Raw genomic sequence first — 26,464 nt, 5'->3', positions numbered from 1 at the left:
CTCCTTCATCGTTCTCTACCACAGACGTCCGGCTAGCATTGTAAAACGAATAAACACCACGTTATCTCCGTCTTTTACAACAAGTGACTCATCCAGTTCCTGCAATTCTTCATCGTTGAGAAACACTTTGTACAACCCATCCTCATATGCGGTTATAGCTGTCTCCATCGCAACTTCCAGATCAGGAACACCCTCATTGTATACTGCGCCAAACCCGACTTTCCCCACCGCTCCTTGCGCGTCAATATCATCCGGCATCAGGTAGGCGAACAATTCTGCCTGTTGTTTCTTTTCCTGAAGCGCTTTTACTTGTACAGCCACCATGTTCTCAATGAGCTGCCTTAACGTATGAGTTGTTTCCGGAAGTTCGGCAGCTTGCTTGGCAAGTACCGGCTTGCGCTTTCCCAGACTTTTTACCGTTATCCATACGTTCACTGCATTCCCTCCCTTATCCTGCTCTATTTGAAGAAGCTTCCATAAGCCCCGATATCTATACCACGATGCGGAATAACCTAAACTCGAAATGATTATCAGTCTCTAAATAAAATATAAAATACGTACATATGTACCCCTAATGAACATCATAACTAAAATTCAATCCATATTCATGAGCCAATCCTCATGTTTACGTGGAACCACGGAACTAGGGCCTACTTGCGTACATATACGCAAAAAAAGCCGCACAGTGTCATATAAATATGGACTGCGCAGCCGCTAAGCTACCATTAGAACAGTTTATGTCGCCGGTAACCTGTAATTTTATGAGTCATCTCGCCAGACGCAACGGTCGAATGGTTACAGCTGCTGTCTTGAAGCCAGGCATCCGACAGAACGGATCTAGCTCTGGTCTGGTGGCCCGATTCACATTCTGAATGCCGCCCCAATGCATCGGCACGAACAAGGTATCCTCCCGAATGGAATCCTTGATGCGCGAACGAACCGTGAAGCTTCCGTACGTCGATTGAATCTCTACCCACTCTCCATCGTGAATACGATAACGGGCAGCGGTAGCCGGGTGAAGTTCAACAAAGTTCTCCAATTCACGAGCTGCCAGTGCCGGACTTCGATGTGTCTGCACCCCTGTAAGATAATGAGGTAGCACACGCCCATTGGTGAGAATTAAGGGGAACTCGGAAGATATATCATTCCAGCCCGGGCTGGATTCAAATGTGAATGCCGCTTTGCCGTCCGGGTGAGCGAATCGTTCACCGAACAGCAGCCCTTCTCCCTGATCCTCCAGGGCAGAACACGGCCAGTATACCCCTTTCTCGTTACGCAAACGCTCATAGGTAATGCCATAGTAATCAGCCACTCCGCCACGACTCGCCACCCGAAGCTCATTAAAGATATCCTCAGCAGTGTCATATTCAAAATAAGAAGCTCTACCCAATTGCGCGGCAATCCGGCATAATATATCCCAATCATCAAGCGTTTCTCCCGGCGCAGGCCGCCCCTGTTCACGGAGCAGAACACGCCCCTCCAGATTGGTCAATGTACCTTCATTCTCCATATAAGATGTAACCGGCAGAACCAGATCAGCCATTCGCGCTGTCTCGGACAGAAACATGTCTGCCACGATCAGAAAGTCCAGCTTGCGCAGACCTTCTTCCACCAAACGCACATTGGGGTTGGATACGACCGGGTTGGAGCCCATTACAAGCAACGCCCGAATCTCCTGATCATGGGCCTTCTCCATCATCTCGTAGGCGGATACACCTTTGCCTGGCAAACTTGCAGGGTCCACACCCCAGACGGATGCCACATAGGCACGATCGGCTTCATTTACAATGGATCGATAACCCGGTAGCTGGTCAGCCTTCTGCCCATGCTCCCGTCCGCCCTGCCCATTGCCTTGACCTGTGATGGCACCATATCCGCAGCCTTCTCTACCAATTTTGCCAGTTGCCAGCACCAGGTTCAAAAAGTGTCTCACTGCCATATGTCCATCCGTCTGCTGCTCCACACCACGTGCTGTCATGATCATGCCTGTCTCTGCCTCACCGTATGTCATCGCCGCCTGACGAATCAGCGCCAGATCAACCCCGCACGCTTTTTCCGCCTGTTCGAGTTGCAGATCAGCCAACCCTTGTATCAATTGATCGTAACCATGCGTTCGTTCGTCTATAAAATGAGGGTTCACCAATCCGGCATCCATAATCACCTTCAACATGGTATCCGCCAGCAGAGCATCCATGCCAGGCTTCACCTGCAAATGAAGGTCGGCAATGGCAGCGGTTGCCGTCTTGCGTGGATCAATAACGATAACGAAGGCTCCATTCTCCTTCGCTTGATTGAAGTATGGCAGAAGGGTAGGTTGGCATTCTGCAATATTGGTACCTGCGAGTACTATACAACCTGCCTTGGGAATATCGGACAGACGGAACGTCAATCCACGGTCCATCCCAAACACTTTACTGCCAGCTGAAGCCGCAGCTGACATGCAGAACCGTCCATTATAGTCGATATATTTTGTCCCCAATGCAACTCTGGCAAACTTGCCGAGCAGATAGGCTGTTTCATTTGTCAGAGATCCGCCTCCGTATACTCCGACCGTATCTGCTCCGTATAAATCCTTCAAGTCCTGGAACCGCTCTGCGATGGTCTGAATGGCCTCCTTCCAGGAACAGGGTTCAAGCTCGCCATTACGACGAATGAGCGGATGCATTAATCGTTGACCACTGAGTGCATGTTGATGAGCATTCATACCCTTCACACACAACCTGCCCTGAGAGGCTTCATTCGGAACACCCTGAACCGTATACTCACCACGACGCTGGCCTGCAACAGGTGCAGCCAGTTCTTCAACAGTCATCTTGCACTGCACACTGCAATACGGACACTGGGTCTCCTTTACATACAGCTTGGAGGCTGCTGGTTCTGAACTCACGGATAATCCCATCTTTCCATCTCCGCCTTTCATCTATATATCAGCTTGAAGTGTAGCTGCAAGTTCCTTCTGTAACTGGTCATCCAGCAGCGTTTCCCGAATCGACATGAATCCCAATCGTTCCGTCCATGCCCATAACGGCTCATCATACCAAGCGGTTTGGCGATACCATTGAAGGCAGGCTGATGCAAGTGTGGCCGCTTGCACCTCTGTTTCAGCCACGCCGAGCAAGCCACCTTGTTTGACCGGATGCTCTGCATGACCGCCTGCATAGATCTCCCACCCAGCTGGTGAAGCCAGCAAGCCAATATCCTGCACCAGTGCGCTCACCAACGAACCGGGCCCTGGTGCAACTCCCATATTCACCGGCGACGGCATTGCAGCGCCGATCCAACTCGCACGAAGCTGTGCAGCCAGCCCCCTGGCATCTCTTGCATAGGATGAAAGCGGGATCTGATCATCCCAGCGCACCTGAACCTCTGAGTGACCTTCGATCTCATCATCCCTTGAAAGTTCAGCCTGATTTCCATTCCGTTTAACTATCCGATATTCCGTATTCATGATCTCTCTGTCATTAATCGATCGATTGGATACCTGTAAGTAATAATGAATTACGGGGCGACATACCGAGCAACCAAGCTCCGAACCCCAACCCAGCTTTTGCAAGATCAAAGATATGTCTGGTAGCCCTGTCTCCAGAAACTCGATGTCAGCCAGTATTTCCTTCAACTCTGCATGCCCAAGCTCCGTACAACTGCATACAGGCATTGGAGCAGGTTTATCCGGTGTAGCTACCACGCCAGTACCCCTGTTATTTTTCAGGTTATGCGTATGTTTCAACAGAGCAGCCACCATCGGGCGACAGCCACCGCATGAACCTGACGCCTTGGTCTGCTCCTTCACCTGATCTGCCGTCTCGAGACCCTGTTCCTGAATAGATTTCATAATCGCAGCCTTGGTCACATTGTTGCAGGCACATACGGTCTCCTGAGCCGGTAATGCCGCAGCAGCCATCTCAGCCGGGTCCGGAGCCCCTTCACGCGGAGCCAATTCCGCCACATCTTCGCCTCGTTGTACAAGTCCAAGCAATGCCGTTCCTTCGGTTGTATCTCCAAATAAAATGGCTCCGCGCACTTTGCCAGCCTGCATCAGTACTTTTTTATATGTGCCTTGAATGCCATCCAGATGTTGAATTGCGGTCTGCATGCCTTCCCCACTGATCTCGCCTGCCGAGAAAACATCAACCCCCGATACCTTCAACTGTGAGTAGGGAATAGATCCTTTGTATTCAGGCGTTTCCTGCCCACAGAGCGTACGTGCGAGCACCTTCCCCTGTTCGTATAAGGGGGCCACCAGACCATAACTGATTCCACGATGTTCGGCACATTCCCCAACTGCGTAGATATCCGGTACACTAGTGCGCATATAGTCATCTACCAAAATTGCCCGATTGGTGGCGATTCCACTTCGTCTGGCCAGGTCCACATTTGGCCGAATTCCTACAGCGACAATGACAACCTGTGCTTCAAGCTTGGAACCATCTGTGAAGAGCAGCCCCTGCGCCTGCGATCGTCCGGTGATTTTTTGCGTATTTCTGGTCAAAAGAAAGGACATACCCTGCCCTTCAAGTTCCTCCTGAAGCATCGTGGCAGCCTTCTGATCCAACTGCCGGTTCATAATGTAAGGTGCGTTATGTACCACCACAGCTTCCATGCCCAGATGCAGTAACCCGCGCGCAGCCTCCAGCCCAAGCAATCCACCACCAATGACGGCGGCCTTGCGATAGGTTTTAGAATAATCAGACATGCGCGTACAATCGTCAATCGTTCGGAAGGACATGACCCGCTCTTTATCAATTCCCGGAATCGGTGGGATAAAAGGTGAAGACCCTGTCGCCAGAATCAGGACATCATAGGTTTCTTTTAGTCCGGATTCCGTCTCTATATATTTTCCACGGGTATCAATGCGGTGTACCGTTTCACCTGTACATAGCCGTATATGATGCTCGGCGTACCAAGTCCAATCATTGATAATGATATCCTGTAACGAATGCTCACCCTGCAATACTTTTGATAACATGATCCGATTGTAGTTGGGACGGGGTTCATTGCCGTAGATTACAATCTCATACGTATCAGGCTCCAGTGCGATAATCTCTTCGACACACTTCACTCCAGCCATGCCATTCCCGATAATCACCAGTTTGCTTCTACTCATGGGCTGCCCCCTATCTCTCTCACCTGAAAATAAACAGAAAAATCCCTTCTCCATGATTCGGAAAAGGGCACCGTTGCCTCCGGAATCCACACGCCTTTGTGTGGATTCATATTAGATTCAGATTAAGGGAATCTCAATCTAATGTCAACTAAATTAACATTAAAAGTGCGAATAACGATTAAAAAATGAATTATTTAAAATATCATGTAATTTTTATTGACATACACATTTTCTCTTGATTATAATTTGAATCAAAATCACAGTGCTGTGATCAACTCAGATGCGGGAACACAATGACGTGTACCGCCTGTCGGCAACGGGGCCGCAAATCGTTCAGATCTGGACGAATTGCGGCCTTTTTCTGCCTCAACAAGCACATAGACAAATCACGAAGATCTCAATTGGATGAGGAGCGATGATGGATGATGGAGAGCAAAAGTTTTTGGAAAAGCGGGCATAAGCCCACTCTCTTCGGGGCGTTTATGTATTTTGACATCAGTTTTATGATATGGGGGATGCTTGGTCCACTCGCAGTTGTCATAGCGTTGGATTATCCGATGACTCCGCTGGAAAAGGCCAATCTGGTCGCATTGCCTATTCTCGGCGGTTCCATCCTGCGCCTTGTGCTTGGCTTCATGTCTGATTATATTGGTCCGAAACTGACCGCACAGATCGGGATGCTCGTCACCTTAGTTCCTTTGTTACTCGGCTGGTTATGGGTCGACTCTTTAAGCCAACTGTACGTGGTGGCACTCTTGCTTGGTGTCGCAGGCGCCTCCTTTGCTGCTGCGCTACCTCTGGCAGGCCAATGGTATGGCAAGGAGCATCAGGGTCTGGCCATGGGTATTGCCGGGGCGGGTAACAGCGGAACCGTACTCGCGACGTTGTTTGCCAATCGCTTGGCTACGCATTTTGGCAGCTGGGAAGTTGTGTTCGGACTTGCTATTATACCGATTGTTATTGTATTCATCCTCTTTTCAATCTTTGCCAAGAATAGTCCTAACCGGCCTGAACCCAAGAAATTGGCCCAATATGGAAGTCTGCTTAAACAAAAAGATGCTTGGGTATTCTGTGCCTTCTATTGTGTAACCTTTGGTGGTTTCGTTGGATTATGTAACTATCTCACCATCTTCTTCAACACCCAGTATGGGCTCTCTCCTGTTCGTGCCGCAGACATTACCACCTTCTGTGTAATCGCAGGCAGTTTCTTCCGGCCTGTAGGGGGTTATCTGGCGGACAAAATTGGCGGAACACGTATGCTGACTTTCCTGTATACAGGAGCCTGCATCATGTTGATCGGAGTATCCTTCATGCCACCGCTTCCTGTGGTAGTAGTCATGTTGTTCCTCGGTATGATGTGTCTGGGAGCCGGAAATGGCTCCGTGTTCCAACTGGTTCCCCAACGTTTCGGCAATGAAATTGGCCTGATGACAGGTATTGTAGGTGCCGCTGGCGGATTGGGCGGGTATGCACTGCCACTGATTCTCGGTCAACTGTACAGCAGCTATCAATCTTATACACCAGGTTTTGTCATTCTTAGCCTGATTGCAGCAGCTTCCCTGTTCCTGGTTCTCTTCATGCAATCCCGCTGGCGTGTGAGCTGGTTGAATCGGGGCAGCAAAGGCATGGCGGAATCAACATCTCTCTCTTCCTGAGGCGTACAACCACTCGGCCGTTAACCAAGGTACAGTGTTTACGAGTGATCCATAAGTAAGCAAAGAACAGCGCAGCCCATCAGGCAGTGCTGTTCTTTGCCTACGGCTTTCTTTCTGCTTAAGATGAATATTTTTGAAGAACTATAACCGCATTATGACCGCCAAAACCAAAGGAATTAGACATCCCAATCCGCAAATCCGCTTTTCTTGCCTCGTTTGGCACATAATCCAGATCACATTCGGGGTCCCTCTGCTCCTGATTGATGGTTGGAGGAATGATGCCATGCCGCAGACTTTGAATAAGTGAGATCGCCTCCGCACCACCTGCTGCACCAAGCATATGTCCCGTCATGGACTTATTCGCTGTGACTGGAATATCATAGGCACCTGTCCCGAAAAGTTGCTTAATCGCTCTTGTCTCAGACAGATCACCTGCCTCCGTACTGGTGGCATGAGCGTTAATCACATCAATGTCTTCAGGTCCAATCTGAGCCTCTTTCAGTGATGCTTTCATCGCCAGATATGCACCCCGTCCTTCCGGATGGGTAGCTACCATATGATACGCATCTGAACTGGCACCATATCCTATCACTTCGGCAAGAATATTCGCCCCTCTTGCTAGAGCATGAGACAGTGATTCCACAACCAGAATTCCAGCACCCTCCGCCATGACAAAACCCTCTCTCCCTGCATCAAATGGACGGCTTGCTGCTTGGAACGCTTCATTTCGTGTAGACAACGCTGTCGCATTACCGAAGCTTGCCAGTGACACTTCGGTTACAGCCGCTTCTGTTCCTCCAGCAATAATGACATCGGCTCCGCCATGACGAATTAATCGAAAAGCCTCTCCAATGGCTGTATTGCCAATGGAACAAGCTGTTACTGGCGACAATGTCGGTCCCCAGCAACCAAACCTCATACTGACCATAGCTGCCGCCATATTGGAGATCATCATCGGTACCAGTGTTGGGCTGACTCGCGCAGGTCCCCGATCTGACAGGACCTTGCCTTGTTCCATCAATGTCTGGATGCCACCTATGCCTGAACCAATATATACACCTACCCGTTCACGGTCCAGTTCATCCATTACAAGACCCGATTGCGATACAGCCTGATCCGCAGCAGCAACAGCAAATTGAACGAATCGATCCATACGTCTTGCTTCCTTGCGTCCAAAACGCTCTTCACCATCAAAATCACGGACCACTCCTGCGATTCTGGTTTTGTACGAAGCTGTATCAAAATGTTCTATAGGGGATACACCTGATCTACCCTCAATTAATCCATTCCAGAATGTATCTACATCATTTCCCAAAGGAGAGATGACTCCCATACCTGTAATCACGACTCGTTCCATGTCCATCCTCCTTCAGCGCTGTTGTCTACCTTACTCTTACGCTCTGCCACTAATAGTGCACTTTTGAATATCCTATTACAAGTTGTCAATTATAATAGTATAATGACTACCATGATAACGAGGATTGAAGGTGATGGATTGAACTACGATGTCAGGTTGCAGGCATTGTCCACTTTTCTGAAAACACAGCGTTCCAAAATTTCTCCCGAATCGGTCGGTTTACCCACTGGAAGTCGGAGAAGAACGCCTGGGCTGAGGAGAGAAGAGGTTTCCCAACTGGCAGGAGTGAGTACAACATGGTATACCTGGCTTGAACAAGGTCGGGATATTCAGGTATCCCATTCCGTGTTGGATAACATTGCTTTGGCACTGAGGCTTACTGCCGATGAACGAAAGTATCTGTTTTCGCTCGCCATGGAGCATCATACGGAGCTGCCCACACTAGAAGAAGAACCGGTTCAACTTCACCCTTCTTTGCAGAAAATTTTGCAAGAGCTTCATCACTGTCCTACCGTGATCTCGGATCGGCGTTGTTACATTGTCGGCTGGAATGATGCAGCCCGGCATGTTTTTATGGATTTTGAACAGATTGCCCCCGAACAACGGAATATGATCAGTCTGTTATTTGATCGAAAGGAGTTTCGCAGGCTCGCGGTAAACTGGGAGGATTTTGTTAGTGGATTTCTGGCGATTTTTCGTGCTTACTATGGCCAGTATGTTGATGATGAATGGTATAATTTATTTTTGGATGACATGATGAACAGACATCCCGATTTTCATACCCTTTGGAAACAAAGCAGCGTCAGCAGTGCCCCGGACGTATTAATCGAATTCAGGCATTCCAAAGCAGGCAAAATGTTGTTTGATCTGACTTCGTTGCAGGTTCAGGGTAGTTCCGATCTGCGATGCAGTGTCTACACCCCTGCCCCAGAGAGCGCTACCGAGCGCAAACTGATGCGCCTGATCGAGCGTGAAACCGATTCACATCTTGGCAAGCATTGACTCAGAATCTCTCAGGTCTTGCCCAATCATGTTAGAATCCTGACATCCTTTTGTTGCATATTTTAATTATCAGGGTATACATGATCAAGTATATTAAGCTAACCCATGGATCCTAGACCTTCTACACGAAGTGGATTCAGAAAGGAATATCATGACCAAAGTGCTTATCATTGAGGACGATAACATGTTAGGAGATACATTATCCCTGTATTTGCAAGGTGAGGGGTATGACGTTATCCGTGTCGCTAACGTAAGAGATGGTCTTCTACAACTTCAAGCGCGGCCTGATATCCTGCTTCTTGACCTATTGCTCCCTGATTCGGAAGGCAAGAATCCCTGTTCTCTCATACGTCAGCATACAGCAATTCCCATCATCGTCATCTCTTCGTTAACCGAAGTCTCGGAGCGAATTCGATCATTAATAGATGGAGCTGATGATTATGTATGCAAGCCTTTCAGCATGCAGGAAGTGAAAGCACGTATTGAGGCTGTATTACGTCGGTACTCCATATTGAACAGCTCCATTGTCACTGTACAGGATTGCGGAATTTCTCTCGATTTGGCTCGGCGAGCCGTCCTGTTGAATAACCAGCGAGTGGAGATGACATTCTCCGAATTTGAGATCATGAAGCTATTTGTCCTCAATCCCGGCAAAGTCTACAGTCGTTATGCCTTGATTGAAGCCATTCGTGGTATTGATGCTTATATTAATGATCGCACCATCGATGTGCACATTACCAAGCTTCGTAAAAAAATTGAAGAAAACCCGAAAAACCCCCAATATATTCAAACCATCTGGGGGGTCGGATATAAGTTCACACCTTAACACATCAGCTTCATTCATGTCACCAGGGCAGAGACCCTGTAATGATATCAATCTCTTTTTGTACCTTCTCCAAAACCGAACTCAGTTCCTCTTCTTCGAATAACGAACGGGACAAAAGCGATTCCAGTTGAAGAATTAGACGTAACAGCTCCACTGCATGCAGATTGGCAGCCACGCCTCGGAGAGAATGAACGCTGCGGATCGCACCAGCAATCTGCTGCTGGCGAAGTTGAGTGGTCAGTTTGTTCTGAAACGAGTCATACTCCATCCTGAATTTCGTGAGCGCATATTGCAGAATATGTGGCTTGCCGTCCATCTGCCTGATCGCCTTATCTACATCAATTCCGCTAATCTTCCGCATACCTCTCAGATCAATCCATGTTGCCAATATGTCTGCCATCTGTTGTTCATGGATGGGTTTGGTCAGGATGGCATTCATCCCAGCCTCCATACATCTCTCATGATCTATTTGTAGAGCATTTGCTGTTAGTGCGATTATGGGTGTACGATCATATTCCCTCATCTTGCGAATATGTCGCGTTGCTTCCACTCCATTCATGTCAGGCATGTACAGATCCATTAGAATCAATTCCCATACTTGTTCGTCTAACTTTCTCAGAACCTCTGTGCCACTAGCTGCCAGCGTCACATGAAACCCCTTATGTTCCAGCATTGCCCGAATCGCCAGTTGATTGATCTCATGATCCTCAGCTATCAGGATATGTCCGTTCTGATCAAGCGAATAGGGATCGTCGCCTTCAGCCAACTGACTTTTGACCAACGGACCTTCACCCTGAAGTGCAAGAATGACTTCGAATAATCCCAGACGTGTAATCGGTTTGACCATCATGATATCAGGGTGCACGGATCTCTTCTCAATCCACAGCGCATTTTCGCTAAATGCCCGTGTGTACCCCAACACCTGAATTTTCGTTCGATCCAATCGCTTCATGAAGTTGTCCCATAACGAACCGTTGACTGTGTCTTCTATATCCATATCCAACATGATCAACATCGCTTCAGCTTCAGGAGTATACCCATCACTCTCCATCATATGGTTCAAGGAAGTATACAGCGTCGGATTCATCCCGAATGAATAGAGCAGCTGCTTCAGGTTTTCGCCCATCCGTTCATCATCTTCAATGATAACCGCATCATTCGCACCATATAGGAGTGGGTGTGTATGCAGGGAGAAACTCTCTTCTTCTTCCGAATCTGCAAGTTCAAATATCAAGTCGAATGAAAACAGACTGTACTCTCCCAGCACACTATCCACCCGCAAACTTCCTCCCAAAGAGGTGACCAGAAGGTAACAGATGACCAGCCCAAGACCAGAGCCACCATATGTTCGATACGTCGAGGGTTCCGCTTGAGTAAACGGGACAAAGAGCCGTTCCAATTGTTCGGGTGACATTCCGATTCCCGTGTCCTGTACCTCAAAACGGACATGAACTCGCTCCGCCTCCAATGAAAGAACCTCTGCCTGCAACGTTACATATCCATGCCCCGTAAATTTAATCGCATTACTGAGCAGATTCAATAACACCTGTTCAAGTCGGAACGGATCACCAATCACCGTTAATGGCAGATCGGGATCGGTTGTAAAGATCACTTCGATATCTTTGTGCCCGATGGCCACACCGATCTGATCTGCCACACGTTTGATCACATCCTCTGGTGAAAAAGAGACCTTCTCCAAAATCAGCTTGCCTGCCTCTATTTTCGAAAAATCAAGAATATCATTCACCAGAGTAAGCAGGGTTTGTGAAGACGCATTGATTTTACTCAAATAATCCTTTTGTTGTGGAGATAGATCTGTCCGTTGAAGCAACAACGAAAAGTTGATAATACCGCTCAGTGGGGTACGAATCTCGTGGCTCATGAATGCGAGAAACTCACTCTTCGCCTGGCTTGCTTTGTCGGCCTTAACACGTCTATAGTGATCCGAAATGTCATGAATAACTGCCTTAATTTTCTCACTCGAGTTTAATACTTTAACAGGGGATAGGTGAACCCGAACATACTGCTCATGACCTTCTCCAACAATGAAACTCAGTTCCGTATCCTGTGCTATATTGTGATGTAAGGCTTTTTGGAAAACGAACAACCAGTTCTCCAGCTGCTTAATGAACAACAATTCTTCAAGCTGACGCCCAATCACTTCCTGCCTGGCGAGACCGAGAACATCCAGAAATTTCTGATTCACTGACACAATACATCTGTTGTTATCCAAGCCGACAAGCCAGTCTGCCGACACCCGCTCAAGTGTTTGATATCGCTCTTCACTTTCTTGAATCCTTCGTTTAACCGCTCTGTGTTCCGTAATATCAAGTCCATATCCTATGACATACTTCACCATACCTTCTTCTCGCAGCGGACGAAGCTTCACCAGTGAATAGTAACCTCCATGCTCAATCTCGTAAAAGAAAGACTCCCCTTTCCATGCCCGGTCGAACTGCTTTCGAAGGAACTCTATCTTCTCCTGAGGTAGAATGTTCAACGTACCCAACGTGTAATCTTGCTTCAAACTACTCATATCTAGTCCCAGTTGAGAGAGCATCTGCCCTTCAAGCAGAAGATATTCGAATTTCCCATTCTGTTTATGAATTTTGAACGTGAACCCTGGCTGCATACGAAGCATTTCGAGCATTTCCTGATCCCTTTGAATGATCAATCTCCTATATCGATGATTTTGGTTCAGATAATACAGGAATAATATAATGGACAGCAGGCAGATACATTGAAAAAAGAGAATCTGCCCCATCATTAGCAGAGAAGGGGAATTTGTCCTTAGTGCAGAAAACTCATACACAGTAATCAACAGCAATGCTCCGGACAACCACTTCTGTATAAATCCCCTGATATACTTAAAGATCAGACATATGGCTACGACAAACAACAACTCTGTCAATGCATACTGCCAGTTCTCCAACAAGGGATTACGCCCCATATTAATCCGAAACATCCACATGAATGCAAAAGTAACGAAAGCAGAGCCACTCCCACCAAAATAAGCGGCTAGCAGATACACACTGCCCCGGAAATTCAACAATGTACCATCCTCAAGCACAATAGAGAAATAATAGAGCGCCGTGCCCAACATGCTCAGCGTAATACCAATAATGATCCGAGTGGTGATGGATGTTGAACGGGTAGCATTTGTATGGTTCAAATAGTGATGAATCAGGAAAACAAAGATCAAAATTAGCGTGAAATTTAATACAAGATCGCGTAGCAAATGGTCACCGTCCACATTACGACTTCAGGATTTCATGCATTCAATGAATGTTGTCAGATTCATGGTCGCAGTTCCTCAGTACACAAATCATAGTATGCCGTGCTCCCTTATTCAATCGACGATATTGACCATTTTTTAGAAAATAACTGATCCTTTCAGCTAACATACTCTTATCGCTAGATGACGTGTTTTCTCATGAAAGTTCATCATTAAATATACTGATATAAAAGAGAGAGTCATCCAAATGTACCGATGTTATGGTGACCTGAGCTTCCCATACTTCCTGATCAACCTTCATTAGTTTGGCTACGCCGGACCAGGTCTGGTTCCCTCTCCAGTGGGTATCCATTAGCAATCGGGCAGGCTGACCTATGGTGCTCTCCCGTGAGAATCCTGTTTTGGTTACATAAACGGAATTCACATCCAGAATCACACCCTCCTCATCTGTAATCATGACCGCATCCGTTAGCAGTAAGAAGGCTTTGAGTTCCAGTTGCATGGTTGTCCACTCCCTCTAATGAAACATGATGTGATGCTGTCCCTGTGATACTCTCTTCTACGATCCCGTTTAATACTTAAACTGTCTAATCAGACGCTGTAGCTCTTCAGCCAGGGTAGACAAGCCCCGAGCCGAGGAAGAAATCTGCTCCATCGCTGCCAATTGCTCCTCTGAGGAAGCAGCCACTTCTTCGGAGGCCGCGGCGTTGCCTGAAGCAATACCTGCCAACTCATTGGATACTGCAGATACTTCCTGCACACCTGCTGTGATCTCTTGCGATGTGGCAGCAATCTCTTCAATCTGAGGTGTCGTTTCCCGCATGCTATCCAGAATACGTTCAAACTTCCGAATCGCTTCTGTAGAGATGTCCATGCCCTCTCCAACCTCTGAAGTCACCTTCTCCATCATGCGAACGGAAGCAGCCATATCTTCCTGTACCGCCGTAGTCAGCACGGTGATTTCATTGACGGACTGCCCGGATTGCTCTGCCAACTTGCGAACCTCTGCTGCTACAACAGCGAATCCATTGCCATGTGTACCTGCACGAGCAGCTTCAATGGATGCGTTCAGCGCGAGCAGGTTTGTCTGTTTGGCTATATTTCCGATTAACTCCGTGATGGCTGAGATTTGGTGTGATCGTTCATATAACGCCTGAATCAATTGGTTTGTCTGTTCTACCGTCTCTTGAATCGATTGCATCTGACTCACCGTCTGCTTGACGGTGTTGCCGCCTTCTTCTGCTTGTACGGTTGTATGTTTCGCCAAATCAGCAACTTGTATGGAACGTTCGGCGATTCGTGTTATCCCAATTGTAATTTCATTCATGGCCTGATGGTTATGTTCAATACCTTCGGTCTGTTTCTCCGCACCACTCGCAATTTCCTGAATGGCTCGCGCTACCTGCTCACTGGCTGCACTGGTTGATTCCGCACTCTGAGTCATTTCATCCGATGAGATGACTACCTGACTGGCGCTGTTCTCCACATTTTGAATCAGCACACGCAGATTGTGCTGCATTTTGCCAAAGGCATCACTCAGTTCACCAATCTCATCATGGCTTGTGCTAGTAATGGTTTGGGTTAGATCCCCTTCACTCACCTGGATCGCCTGATCCTTCAACTGACGAATGGGTCTAATGATGGATCGCATCACAAGCCAGATAATCACAATACCAACGACGAGGCAGGAGACAATAACAATAATCATTCGTTTTAGAATTGGTGCTGCCGCATCGTCTACCTCAGAAGAGAACATGGTGCCAGCGACCTTCCATCCCGTGGATGCATTCGTGGCGTAATACATCACTTTATCCGTTTGATCAACGGTATATTTGAAATTGCCCGATTCATTCGCATACACCGGTTTCCAAAAATCCTCTGTTGCATCTGTTCCGGGTTCTACCGTGGGATGGTAGATATACTTTTCGCTGGCATCCAATAGGATCAGATATCCCTGTTCTCCCACGTTAATTCCACTTACCAAGGTACTGATATTCGACAGATTCAGATCCAGCTGGACTACACCAGATCGGCCATTCAATGCCTTGGCGATGGTGATGGTGATTTCGTTTGTCTCGGCGGAAATATAAGGGTCTGTAACAATGACCTGCTCTGGAGTACTCATCGCTTCTGTGTACCATGGTCTTGTTCGCGGATCGTAATCTTCAGGCATTTCCGCATTGGAGGACATCAGGTAGACACCGGCTTCTGTTCCCACTCCTATGGTGATAATGTCTTTGTTCTGTGCAGCGTACCCCTTCAATTCGTTCACAACCCGAACCTCTGCATCTTCTTGACGTAATTCCTCGGCGAGTGTATTCGCATAATATTCAATGTGGTCACGCTTGGCATTAATCGAAAGATCGATGGTCGCACTGGCAAGGTTCACGTTTTCCATTGCACTATGTAGAATTTGCTTCTCAACTTCATTCTTCGCACTGTTATAAGACAAAACTCCAATACTAAACGATGGAATGGCCAAGAAAGCAATAAAAGACACCACCAGTTTCGTCTTAAAATTATTATGGATCTTGTTGAACCAATTCGATTTGCTATTTTTTCGGGACAAATTTCTCTACCTCTTCCAGATTAATTTAGTTTTACTTGGTCTAGCTCTCTTAGAGTACAGAGCCCTCCTTCCTCAAGATATTAAAAATTAGGTCCTGCCTCTCGCAAAAGACAATTTTCGCACTAGAAATATTACTTAAATCTCTTAATTTATAATCCTAAAGAACTACTTTCAAACAAATTATACGAAAAAACTATTAAATAAAGTAACCCAGCGATATGACCAAATTGTTAAATTTTTAAATACTTGTTACAGTAACTTGCCGAATTCCATAAAAAAAGATCCAAGCGTTATCGCTCAGATCTCAAAAGCTGTTCACATAGGACTACGTATTCTCTATTTAAATGCCGGGATCGCGATATCTGCATATTTCTCTTCGAAGAAGGCTTTGACCTCTGGACCCGCCATGCGTTTAGCCAGCTTCTGGATCGCTTCGGAGTCCTTATTATCCTCACGAGCAACCATGGTGATGGCAAAATGGGAATCATCCTTCTCGGTTAACAATGCATCCTTCTTCGGTGTAAGACCGAGCGGACTGGCATATGCCGGTGTCATGGCTACCAGATCAGCATCATCCATCATGCGAGCCAGCATCAACAAGTCCACTTCCTCAAACTTGAAGTTCTTTGTATTCTCGGTGATGTCTGCCTGTGTGGCGTTAAAACCTACGCCCTCTTTCAGCTTAATCAATCCGTTCTGCTCCAGCATCACAAGAGAGCGACCAATGTTGGAAGGATCGTTTGCAATTGCAATCGTTGCACCTTCTGGCAATTCCTCAATCGTTTTGTACTTTTTGGAGTAGCCGCCATAGATGGCATTATAGATAGGCTGTATAGCCACCAGATTGGCATTGTTCGCTTCATTATACTGGGTCATGTAAGGTACGTGTTGGAAGAAGTTTGCATCCACTTCCTTGTTCGCGAGTGCCGTATTCGGCTGTACGTTATCTGACAACACAACAACTTCCAGGTTGACACCATCTTCCTTCAATAGCGGTTTAACAATATCCAGCACATCTGTCATCGGTGGAATCAACGTGGCTACCTTCAGCGTAACTTCTTGTGCAACTTGTGTATCTTCTTTTGTTCCTTCAGCCGCAGGTGTTTCTTCTTTTTTGCCACAAGCAGCTACAACCAGCATTACTGCAAGCAACATAAGCATCATTTTCATTTTCATTTCATGTCTACCCCTCATCGTATAATCTGTATTGGTTATTCGTAATAATGCACGGTCCAACCGTTCAGGATCTGCGATCCAGCCAGTGGGACAGTCTGCTGCCTGTGAATTGGATCATCTGTACCAGGATAATCATAATGATGATCGTAAATACCATAATCTCCGTTTCGAAGCGCTGATAACCGTAGCGAATGGCGAAATCACCAACCCCGCCGCCACCTACAATGCCCATCACCGTCGAGTAGGAGATGAAGCTAATCGTAGCTGTCGTGAGTCCCAGTACAAGACCAGATCGTGCCTCCACGTACAAGAATTTCACCACAAGTTGCATCGTCGATGCCCCCATGGAAGCAGCCGCTTCAACCACTCCCCTCGGTACATCCAACAACGCTTGTTCCACCAGTCTGGCGTAGTAGGCAATTGCAATGACCGAGAGTGGCACGGTTGCCGCCAGCGTACCTATGGACGTTCCCACAACAATCCGTGTGAATGGAATCATGAATACAACCAGCAGTAAGAACGGAAACGAACGAACGATGTTAACGACACTGCCAAGTACAAAGGACAGCGTTTGATTCTGATACCGTTGTCCTCTCCGGAATAAGTACAGCAGTGTACCCAGAGGTAACCCGATCAGAACAGCTGCCGCAATGGAGATACCCACCATGACAAAAGTCTCTCCGATCGCCTGCCATATCTCATGCTGATATTTCAGCACAGACTCAGGTAACCTCATGACTTGTCCTCCTGTTCTGCCTTACGGAACAGAGACGAACCTGTCATCCCGTATTCGTCACCCGCAAGCAAGGAGGTCAGCAGATCAGGCTGCGGAGTAGGGATACTGCTCACTTCCGCTTTAGACAACGTACGAACGAGTCGCCCATCCTTCATGACGGATATCCTGTGACATAGTCTGCGAGCCACTTCCATCTCATGCGTTACTACAACAATGGTCACGCCCAGCGTTTCATTGATATGACGCAGCACATCCAGGATACCGTTCGTGGTCTGTGGATCAAGCGAAGAGGTCGGTTCATCACAGAGCAGCACATCCGGACGACTGGCCAGCGCTCGTGCAATCGCCACACGCTGCTTCTGTCCTCCGCTAAGCTGAGCAGGATATTGACCCGCCTTGTCTTCCAGTCCAACAAACTGCAGTACCTCAAGTCCACGTTCAACTCGCTGCGCACGGGGCATACCCGCAAGCTCCAATGGCATGCAGACATTGCCACTCACCGTTCGGTTACTGACAAGATTGAAGTGTTGAAAGATCATGCCAATGGATCTTCGTGCCTGACGCAGACTCTGTTCATTCATCTGGGGCAGGTGCTGCCCATTCACAACAACCTCACCATCATCCGGCTTTTCCAACCCGTTGAGCATCCGCAGAAGTGTGGATTTGCCTGCACCACTTGATCCAATGATGCCATGTATTTCTCCTTGTCCCACTTCGAGGGACACCGAGCTTAATGCTTCGAATCCCTGATCTGCACGGGAACCGCGCTCGTTATAACGTTTGCTTACACCATATAATGAGATCATGGAGAGTCCTCCCGTGAATGATCATGCATGGTTCTTCAAGAACACATGAAGAAAGCCCGCACAGCCGATAACCGGAGCGCGAGCAAGCCTGTTCATTTATAATAAATCAACATCCCTTACGAGACAAGCTTTTAAGGTGAGATTGCCTCCTGCAGGCGGCTGGCTTCATGTACACGAAAACGTCCGTTGGACGAACCCACATACACTTCATTACCGATCCGGTTAATCATTCCATTCTTCGCATCCCGGTCCCGGTGCTCCGGGTTTCCCATCACAACGTCATGTACACGACCTAACAGTGCTCCATTCTTTTTGTTCATTACGAGAAGATTTTCGTCCATGGGCAACAGCAACTGATCATCAATGACCAGATAACTTCCCTGATTCGTCGGATGCCTTAGTGTTGCAATCGTATCTTTGGCATTCCAACGCGTCTCCCCCGTTTTATAATCCACAGCCGCTGGATAACCGTTCTTAATCACATACAACTGATCCTCTTCCACCAGTCCTCGTTCAATCTTGCCCTTGATCGTCCAGCGTGTTTTGCCTGTCTTGGCATCATACAGGGTGGTTGTAAAATCTTCATATTCGCCGTAATGATCGCCGTTTTTGTTCTCACGGATCAACAACATGCCATCATCCAGCGCCTCAAATCTCTGTCCTACCAGAACAGGGAATTGGGCAAGCTTTTTCCCCGTGTTCAGATCAAGCAGAAGCCACTGATTATCTAACGATAGCCATCTTTCAGCATTCGTGGTTGCAAAGGGATCCATACGTTCGATTCCATCAAAATATGGATCATTCACAAATTGTTCTATGGTAGATCGTTTAGCTTTCAAGCTCCATACGGTTCGGCCCGATTGCGGATCGGCTGCAACTAGCTTATTCTTTTCCCAATACAACACATAGGGGTCATCTGCACTCTTGTTCAATAATTCATAACCCTTAGCCAGTTTTCGCGTCCACAATGTTTTTCCGTTTGCACTGTCCAGAACCGTTAACCAACTGTTGCTTGAGCTCTCAACAACCGGGTTATCTACAACCACAACGTTCTTCGCAGCGGTGATGCCATTTAGTTTAAAATTTTGCTTAGGAGTGTACGTCCACATGACCTTTCCGTTCTTCAAGTTCAGATGACGAATACGATCCACGTATTTTTTCTTATCAGGGTCATAATCGGTGTAGATTGTAACGTATTTGCGCTCTGCATCCACCACTGCCTGCTGTCTTCCAAAACCCCCGTTGATCTCCCATAATTGCTGGCCGGAATGTCGGTCAAGGGCATATATAGAACCTTCGTAGTAACCCCCGCTGAATCCACCGTCATCCCCTTTCATCAGAAGCACATCATCCGTGGCTGCTTGTAAAAAAGTGTAGTTAATATCCCCCTGGTTGGTCCATACCGGTTTCCAAGGGATTGTCGTTGGCAGTGTTGTGCCATAGATTTTTGTTGTGAACCCATATTCATCCGCCCGACTGATGTTCCAATCGGAAACAACAGCATTTCGATTATCCTGTGCTAAATTCCAGCGTGTTCTGGCCAGTCTGCCATTCTTGTTTAATGTGACCAGAAATTGCGCATCTTCCCGCTCATATCTCCAGGTCTGTCCAATACTCATTGAATAACCCGTGAAATTTAGATTGCTTGAACTCTCTTTCCAATCCGGCTCGCCTAACCACCCAGCCACTTGTTTGGAGGTGGTTGCCTTGTTCAGCTTCATATCTGTCAGATGGCGTATAACCGAAGTTGGCAGCGATGCCTCCTGATTGAACCAGCCATCAGCCACATTCATCCGCTGTTCTATAGCCTGTGCCTTGATCCAGAAGAGTCCTGGCCGATACGTGGAGGATTCTTTATTCCAGACTCGTGGAGCAATGGATACCCCATACCAGCCTTTCCACTTTGCAACAATAACAGCCTTATCTGTTAGCACTTTCTCAAAAGACCAGGTTGTAGAACTATCTGGTGCCAGATACAGCTTGCTGCCTGATTGGAGTGTGAAGCTTTGGGGAGCTGTTTCCGTCATACTTCTGCTCTCCTTCAGTGCATACCAACTTGGCAGCCAAAAGTTTCCATGATCGGTTGACTTAAGCTGCACCCACTCACCTCGAACCGAGGCCAACGTATACTTTTCGTTTTTTGTTGTATAGTATTCAATCCCCAGCTTGTCAGCAGCCACACTGCCGTCCCTTCTGTTTTTGAACAGAGGGATGTCATTAATAAGCGTAACGGTGTCTCCTTGTTTGTAAGCTAACTTTGCAGTTAAGACTTGGGAACTTTCCCCCAATGCTTGTGGCGTTGTAGCCAAAGCTTGTCCTTCAAGGGCGACCATTTTGGAATCCAGCAGCATCCAGCCCGTCAACAGCACAGCTGATAATCCAGTCACGGTAATCCATTTGTACCCCGTTCTCTGCCAGTCAGGACCCGTCTTCACTCTCGTTCATCCCCATTCATTAGAAGTTATTTCCAATAGAGACGCAGTAAAAAGGAAAAGGTTACCGTTTACCTCAATATATTTCTATCTATCTGCCCGTATTACCTTACATCCACCATCGTAGCATGATAAGGAAAGGTAACCCCGATGTAATAAGCAGCCGTTAAGGTGAGCATATAATAAAATACAAACCACAGATCAGCTCGCGAATAGCCAATCTGAATGTAATACGTGCGGCTCGCGCCATCTGTGAACCCTTTCGCTTCCATTGCTACCGCCATTCGCTGTGCACGGCGAATGCTCTGTGCCAGCAGCGGAATAGCGTAACGCTTGATTGTACCATACACATTCCAGCGAGAGCCGCGTTGCTGTGTTCCACGAATACGAATCGCATAACGGAGCGTCTGGAATTCATCCAGCAAAATGGGGATCATGCGCATCGCGGCCAAAAAGCTATAGGCATATTTTGCGGGAAGCCGCCACTGCTGCATCAGGGAATAAAACAGTCTCACAGGCTTGGTCGTAAGACCAAAAAGTAACCCAGCCGCGGCCATAGTCAGCGAGCGAAAACCCAAGTGCAGACCGCGATAGAAACTCTCTTCGGTTATGTGGATCAGTCCCCACTTATACCATGTGGTCTCGCCCTTACCAAACATCATCATACCTGTAGACGTGGAGATAAACACTAGAATGAATGGTGATGCGTACAGCATCAATCTGTACCACGGATGACCTGTCCAGCACAGTAACAGTATCATCGCTAACGCAACGTTGGCCATTACATTCAGATTGTGAATGAGGATAACGATGACAAACATCATCGTCAGAATGATCATCTTTAATCCCGGATTGACGTTATGAAGCCAGGTTTCACGGTGAGGAAACGACAGTTGCATCAGATAACCTCCCCTCATCTACCGTCCAGATTCGGGTGCAATATCTTTTTACAATTTCACGATCATGGGTAACCATAACAATAGCTGTTCCCTCTCTCCGCAATTGCTCCAGCTGTGCTAACATGGCAAACGTATTGCGTGCATCCTGTCCAAAAGTAGGTTCATCCAACAGCAATATTCGCTGCTCTCTCACCAGTGCAGAGGCAACGCTCAAGCGTCGTTTCTGCCCCATCGATAATTGGTAGGGATGGCGCTCGGAGAGGTCGATTAGTCCAAATTGATTCAACATATGATCAGTCCTGACAAGTCTTTCTTCCGTTGTCAACCTGCTCCCCAGCAATGAAAATTCCACTTCTTCCGCGACGGTGTTAGTCACAAATTGAAACTCCGGGTTCTGAAATACAAATGCAATTTGATCTGCAAGCTGCTCCGTTTTGCCAGAAGGCAGACCGTCCACCTCATAATGACCTGTTGTTTTCAGGATATTCATCAGAGATAACAACAATGAACTCTTGCCAGCTCCATTAGTTCCGACAATACCAATCCAATCCCCATGCCATACTTTGGCCTGTTCTACCTGAATGAAGGGTGTTTTCCCACGCCATCCGGTGAACTGCTGCAAGTCCAGTGCAGGCTGATAGCCGGGTGATACAGGTGATAAGGGTGAGACGTGAGATATGGGGGATATACCCGGTGTATCGGATAAGCCAGACGATTGCTGTGCTTCCAAACTTGAGATGCCGTGATCCACACACACTTGAAGCTCTCCAGAAGCACTTCCCTCTTCTTGCTTAGCTGCCTGCTCGTGCTCATCCCACACACCCGGATACCAGATTCCATAAGCCTTCAGCTTTTCCCGTTCATGAGTAAATACCTGCTGTGCTGGCCCATCCGCCACAATCTTTCCTTCAGGTGATAACACAATGATGCGGTCGACCATATCCACAATCTCGTTTATTTTGTGTTCAACGATGATGATTGTTTTGTCACTGGCGATCCGTCTGACCGTATCCCACACCTGGGAAGTCCCCTCATCATCCAGCAGTGCAGTGGGTTCATCCAAAAACAATACCTCCGGGTCCATGGCAAGCATCGAAGCAATCGCAAGACGTTGCTTCATCCCCTGAGACATGGACTGGATCAATACACGATTCTGTTCAAAGGATAACCCCACTTGTTTCAGATAATATTCAATCAGAGCAGGCATCTCTTCACGCGGAATATTTCGGTTTTCCAGAACAAATGCGATCTCTTCATCTGTAAATGACATACAGAACTGGGTATCCGGATCTTGAAAGACCACTCCTGCTTTGGCGGGAACCTGAATATCATCACATTTCATCGGAATCTCAACCGAACGTGGAATTAAACCGCTCAAAATTTGCAATAACGTCGATTTACCGGAGCCACTTGGGCCAAGCAACAGCACTTTCTCTCCTTGACGCACAGAAAGAGACAAGCCTTGAAATACCAAGGCTTTCTCTCCCGGGAACTTGCATCTTAGATTTGTCACACTTACCGCTTGCGAATTCCCTTCCCCGTTCATCTAATCCAGCGCCTCATAATCTTGTTTGGATACCGGCCTGAGCGAACGTGTTACACCGGTGAGTTCCAATGCTTTGGCAAGATAATAAGCGAACACTCCAGCAATCAGAATACTTCCAATGAAGCGGAACCCGATAAATAACGTATAATTCCACGTCGAGAGTGAATCAATATACCCGTACTGGTAATCCAGCAAAAGCGAAGCCGCTGCAGCTCCTATGGCTGCAAGACAGGTAACAAACAGATTCGTTTTGCGATAGAAAAATGCTGCGAAGAATATCTCAGCTCCCAATCCTTGCAACAGGCCATACACCAGTGTGGACATGCCCCATTCACTACCCAAGAAAGCACTTACCGTTGAAGCCGCAACTTCGGCAAGAATAGCCACGCCTGGTTTACGAATGATAACAAAAGCAAACGTGCCCGCCATAAACCACATGCCGTAGATCATCTGCTCCGCATGAACACCAAATGGTTTCATCAAGTCATATGTAGGTCCCCATATCTTGTAAATCACCCCAAACACTACTGCGATCACGATGGTTACCAGAATATCCGTTAGTTTCAATCGCTTGTTGCCTGCTGTTGTTGCCATGTTCTCTACGTCCTTCCTTTGTTCCCTGTGGGGGTTATCACAATAAACGAAAAAGCCTCCCCGGTTCCGGGCAGGCCTCACGCACAGTGGACAATCTTCACAATGATGTATTGGATGGATGTCGAAAATACGGAATATCAACCAGCCCCCCTCCGTCATGGCAGATACACCACCACAGTTCAAAGAGGTCTGTTGTTCATCCACGTTCATTCCCACAATTCACCCTTACATATCGCAAATCCATGTTCTCTACGCTGGCATTACCCAGATCAGATGTACGGTCAGCGGCACAAGGCCACTCTCTCAGCCCAACTTCATTGAGCTCCCGGTTCACTTATTTCATTGCTTCTAATGTACATCAGATGGGTATTTGTGGCAATGGTCTCTACAAAAATCAAAAGTTGGCATAGGAAAAGGCATCCCCCTGGATGCCTTTTGGACATACTTCACAATGTGAAATAGCTACCTTATCCGTACACGCCTTCAATCCGTATTCCAAGGTATCCCTGTTCTTAATATTGCGTGTTCCCAGACTGGCTCGTTTTCCCCGAAGCAAACCCCTTGAACAACGTTGGTACTTTGGAATAACGGGTATTCGTAATTTTCCCTTGTGATGTGCTGCTGTCTGTACGCATAATCGAATCTTTTACATTGGAAATGTTGGAGTTATCCAGCGTCATGTTAACTGCAAAGGAAGTTCCACCATTTTGGCGAACCAGTTTGCCAATATCATCTGCACGGAAATTTTTGATGTTAATTGTTCCAGCTGCATTCATCTGGAACACTTTATCATAAGCCTTATACGCTGCCCCACCGGTAATGTTAACCGTTCCGGCAGACTTCAATGTCAGTGCATCCTCGCCCACGTCCTGCCAGACCACATTCGATATATTACAGTTGCCATAACAGTGAACACCATCAGCAGCTGGTGATCCAATGTTTACGTTTTTGAGCGTGGCCCCTGCCTCCAGACGGAAGACTGGCTTCTGATTTTCTGCTTGAGATCCGTCGCCCAGTGTGGAAGGATTAGCTACAAATGTTTTGCCTTGACCATCATAGGTCGTGCCCTTTGGAACAACAATAGTTGAATTTACAACCGTAGGCGCAGCCGCAACCGGAACTGCACCAAATATAGAAGCAACCAAACCAGCGGACAGTAACAACGTCAACATTTTTTTCATAACTTTATTCCTCCCTTATTCTCTCGTTTTTTGGTAGTGTACAGTCTGGGCTTGTACTGGAAGTTCGCCAGAGGTGCACCTCTGTCCGAACCACAACCTAATCCTACCAAATAAGGAAGGTAACTAGAATAATCATTAGATCAGATATATCATGACATCGTACAATCCCTGTCATATCGGCATTTTTTGCATGCTAGGTCTCTCAAGCAATATGCTCATATCAACCTCTGGTATGCTCATTTGTAACGTTGGTACCCCTCACTTAATCCCCAATAACAAAGAAAGACCACTACATTTGTCTCCAAATGTGTGATCTTGAATGTCTTCTGGCTTGCTGTTATAAAATATCAGGCTCCGAATCTCTTACGATAACCGCACTTTCGACACAACTCTTCCACAGCTTCCCGCTTGGAGAAGCCATATACCAGATTGTTCGCTCGCTCACCCTCAATAATCTCCGAGAATGACTTCTCGTGCACATTACCCAGGTTAATCACACCCTCGCCATCGAGACAGCATGGAACCACCGTTCCATCTACAAGCACAGCTGCCTGACCGCGAAGTGCATGGCAAAAGCCTTTACCGTCATCTTCAGGTGCATCCAGACTTGGCCACTGGAACTCATGGTCCTGATTCAGGTATACATTCGGGGCAATTTTGACCCCGCTACCTGGAACTACTTTTTCCTCAATGCGGAAATCCAGATTGAACTCACGTTCCAATACTTCAAGGGTCTCCCGATTTCGATTCATCTGAGCATTTGTGAAGTTATCCTGTGTCAGATTCCACAACCGAAATGAGATGATGACATTGTGCTTAACGGCCTCGTGTACAAAGGACAAAATATGACGCAGGTATCCGTCACGGTCTGTTGAACCTTCATGCCCATCGAAACTGTGCAGGGAGAAATTCATCTGCCGCAGCGCTGGTTTGCCAAGCAATTTATGCTGAGTCTTGGGCAGCAGTGTACCATTCGTTGTAATGTTCACCTTGAGTCCCTTCTCATGTGCGGAATCGAGCAACAGATCTATTTTGGGATGCAACAAGGGTTCGCCTTTGACATGTAGATAAATATGATTGGTGTGTGGTTTAACTTGATCCAGTATATTGTTGAAGACTTCAGGGTCAATGAATCCTTTGGCACGCTGTGTCTGCGGACAGAAGCTGCATGCCAGATTGCAGATACTCGTGATCTCAATATATACTTTTTTGAACGTTTTCAACTCGGGTCCCCATTCTGCCTAGGAGGGAGAACAATCCCACCTGCATTTGTGATCCGGCCAATATGCGCCACCACTATTATATCGGGTTAGGGAGCCCAGGTAAATTGTTCAGTTGTTCGGGTC

19 protein-coding genes are annotated in these 26,464 nt (G+C 47.2%); 3 read left to right on the top strand and 16 right to left on the bottom strand.

Annotation, left to right across the window (positions count from 1 at the left end):
* Window positions 1-15 precede the first annotated feature (15 nt).
* The 3 genes from V6668_RS04730 to nirB all read right to left on the bottom strand — a co-directional run bounded on the left by V6668_RS04730 (window position 16) and on the right by nirB (window position 5,104).
* Window positions 16-435: a hypothetical protein gene (locus V6668_RS04730; RefSeq protein ID WP_036606163.1), complete on the bottom strand. Its 420-nt coding sequence runs from the start codon at window positions 433-435 to the stop codon at window positions 16-18.
* A gap of 331 nt (window positions 436-766) precedes the next feature.
* Window positions 767-2,899: an assimilatory nitrate reductase catalytic subunit NasC gene (gene nasC / locus V6668_RS04725; RefSeq protein WP_338707824.1), complete on the bottom strand. Its 2,133-nt coding sequence runs from the start codon at window positions 2,897-2,899 to the stop codon at window positions 767-769.
* 21 nt (window positions 2,900-2,920) lie between these two features.
* Complete coding sequence (gene nirB, locus V6668_RS04720; RefSeq protein ID WP_338707823.1) at window positions 2,921-5,104, bottom strand: nitrite reductase large subunit NirB; 2,184 nt, start codon at window positions 5,102-5,104, stop codon at window positions 2,921-2,923.
* A gap of 425 nt (window positions 5,105-5,529) precedes the next feature.
* Between nirB and V6668_RS04715 the strand changes: the two genes are divergently transcribed.
* Complete coding sequence (locus tag V6668_RS04715) at window positions 5,530-6,759, top strand: nitrate/nitrite transporter (protein ID WP_338708891.1); 1,230 nt, start codon at window positions 5,530-5,532, stop codon at window positions 6,757-6,759.
* 118 nt (window positions 6,760-6,877) lie between these two features.
* Here the strand turns inward: V6668_RS04715 and fabF are convergent, their stop codons facing one another.
* A complete protein-coding gene (fabF, locus tag V6668_RS04710) occupies window positions 6,878-8,116 on the bottom strand; it encodes a beta-ketoacyl-ACP synthase II (protein ID WP_338707822.1) in 1,239 nt (412 codons plus the stop codon).
* A 138-nt stretch (window positions 8,117-8,254) separates the two neighbouring features.
* Here fabF and V6668_RS04705 point away from each other — a divergent pair, with 138 nt between their 5' ends.
* On the top strand, window positions 8,255-9,118 hold the full coding sequence (locus V6668_RS04705; protein ID WP_338708890.1) for a helix-turn-helix transcriptional regulator: 864 nt from the start codon (window positions 8,255-8,257) through the stop codon (window positions 9,116-9,118).
* Between the two features lie 151 nt (window positions 9,119-9,269).
* Entirely contained in the window at window positions 9,270-9,944 is a 675-nt protein-coding gene (locus V6668_RS04700) for a response regulator transcription factor (protein ID WP_338707821.1), read from the top strand.
* Between the two features lie 19 nt (window positions 9,945-9,963).
* On the opposite strand, the gene V6668_RS04695 is transcribed toward V6668_RS04700, so the two are convergent.
* From V6668_RS04695 to V6668_RS04640, 12 genes are all read right to left on the bottom strand, one after another.
* Window positions 9,964-13,116 carry a response regulator gene (locus V6668_RS04695; protein WP_338707820.1) on the bottom strand — a complete coding sequence of 1,051 codons (3,153 nt, stop codon included), beginning with the start codon at window positions 13,114-13,116 and terminating at the stop codon, window positions 9,964-9,966.
* A 259-nt stretch (window positions 13,117-13,375) separates the two neighbouring features.
* Window positions 13,376-13,681 (bottom strand): PAS domain-containing protein, encoded by a 306-nt coding sequence (locus V6668_RS04690; RefSeq protein WP_338707819.1) that lies wholly within the window; start codon window positions 13,679-13,681, stop codon window positions 13,376-13,378.
* 69 nt (window positions 13,682-13,750) lie between these two features.
* The gene (locus tag V6668_RS04685) at window positions 13,751-15,748 is read right to left on the bottom strand and encodes a methyl-accepting chemotaxis protein (protein WP_338707818.1); all 1,998 of its coding nucleotides are present in this window, start codon (window positions 15,746-15,748) and stop codon (window positions 13,751-13,753) included.
* 336 nt (window positions 15,749-16,084) lie between these two features.
* Window positions 16,085-16,942 (bottom strand): MetQ/NlpA family ABC transporter substrate-binding protein, encoded by an 858-nt coding sequence (locus V6668_RS04680; protein WP_422395241.1) that lies wholly within the window; start codon window positions 16,940-16,942, stop codon window positions 16,085-16,087.
* Window positions 16,943-16,988: 46 nt separating this feature from the next.
* Window positions 16,989-17,660 carry a methionine ABC transporter permease gene (locus tag V6668_RS04675; RefSeq protein ID WP_047841707.1) on the bottom strand — a complete coding sequence of 224 codons (672 nt, stop codon included), beginning with the start codon at window positions 17,658-17,660 and terminating at the stop codon, window positions 16,989-16,991.
* Window positions 17,657-18,466, bottom strand: a complete 810-nt coding sequence (locus V6668_RS04670) for a methionine ABC transporter ATP-binding protein (RefSeq protein WP_338707816.1) — start codon at window positions 18,464-18,466, stop codon at window positions 17,657-17,659. Before V6668_RS04670 ends, V6668_RS04675 begins: the two co-directional genes overlap by 4 nt.
* 131 nt (window positions 18,467-18,597) lie before the next feature.
* Window positions 18,598-20,901: a PQQ-binding-like beta-propeller repeat protein gene (locus V6668_RS04665; protein ID WP_338707815.1), complete on the bottom strand. Its 2,304-nt coding sequence runs from the start codon at window positions 20,899-20,901 to the stop codon at window positions 18,598-18,600.
* Window positions 20,902-21,002: 101 nt separating this feature from the next.
* The gene (locus V6668_RS04660; protein WP_338707814.1) at window positions 21,003-21,797 is read right to left on the bottom strand and encodes an energy-coupling factor transporter transmembrane component T; all 795 of its coding nucleotides are present in this window, start codon (window positions 21,795-21,797) and stop codon (window positions 21,003-21,005) included.
* The gene (locus V6668_RS04655; RefSeq protein ID WP_338707813.1) at window positions 21,772-23,343 is read right to left on the bottom strand and encodes an ABC transporter ATP-binding protein; all 1,572 of its coding nucleotides are present in this window, start codon (window positions 23,341-23,343) and stop codon (window positions 21,772-21,774) included. The genes V6668_RS04660 and V6668_RS04655 overlap by 26 nt, the downstream gene beginning before the upstream one ends.
* Window positions 23,344-23,937: an ECF transporter S component gene (locus tag V6668_RS04650; RefSeq protein ID WP_338707812.1), complete on the bottom strand. Its 594-nt coding sequence runs from the start codon at window positions 23,935-23,937 to the stop codon at window positions 23,344-23,346.
* 512 nt (window positions 23,938-24,449) lie between these two features.
* Complete coding sequence (locus tag V6668_RS04645) at window positions 24,450-25,118, bottom strand: pectate lyase (RefSeq protein ID WP_076329805.1); 669 nt, start codon at window positions 25,116-25,118, stop codon at window positions 24,450-24,452.
* Between the two features lie 347 nt (window positions 25,119-25,465).
* Window positions 25,466-26,341, bottom strand: a complete 876-nt coding sequence (locus V6668_RS04640; protein WP_076329806.1) for a radical SAM/SPASM domain-containing protein — start codon at window positions 26,339-26,341, stop codon at window positions 25,466-25,468.
* Between the last annotated feature and the right edge of the window lie 123 nt (window positions 26,342-26,464).

It is taken from the genome of Paenibacillus amylolyticus (genome assembly GCF_036894225.1).
Lineage (GTDB): Bacteria > Bacillota > Bacilli > Paenibacillales > Paenibacillaceae > Paenibacillus > Paenibacillus amylolyticus.
This window is presented reverse-complemented; position numbering and strand designations above follow the sequence as displayed.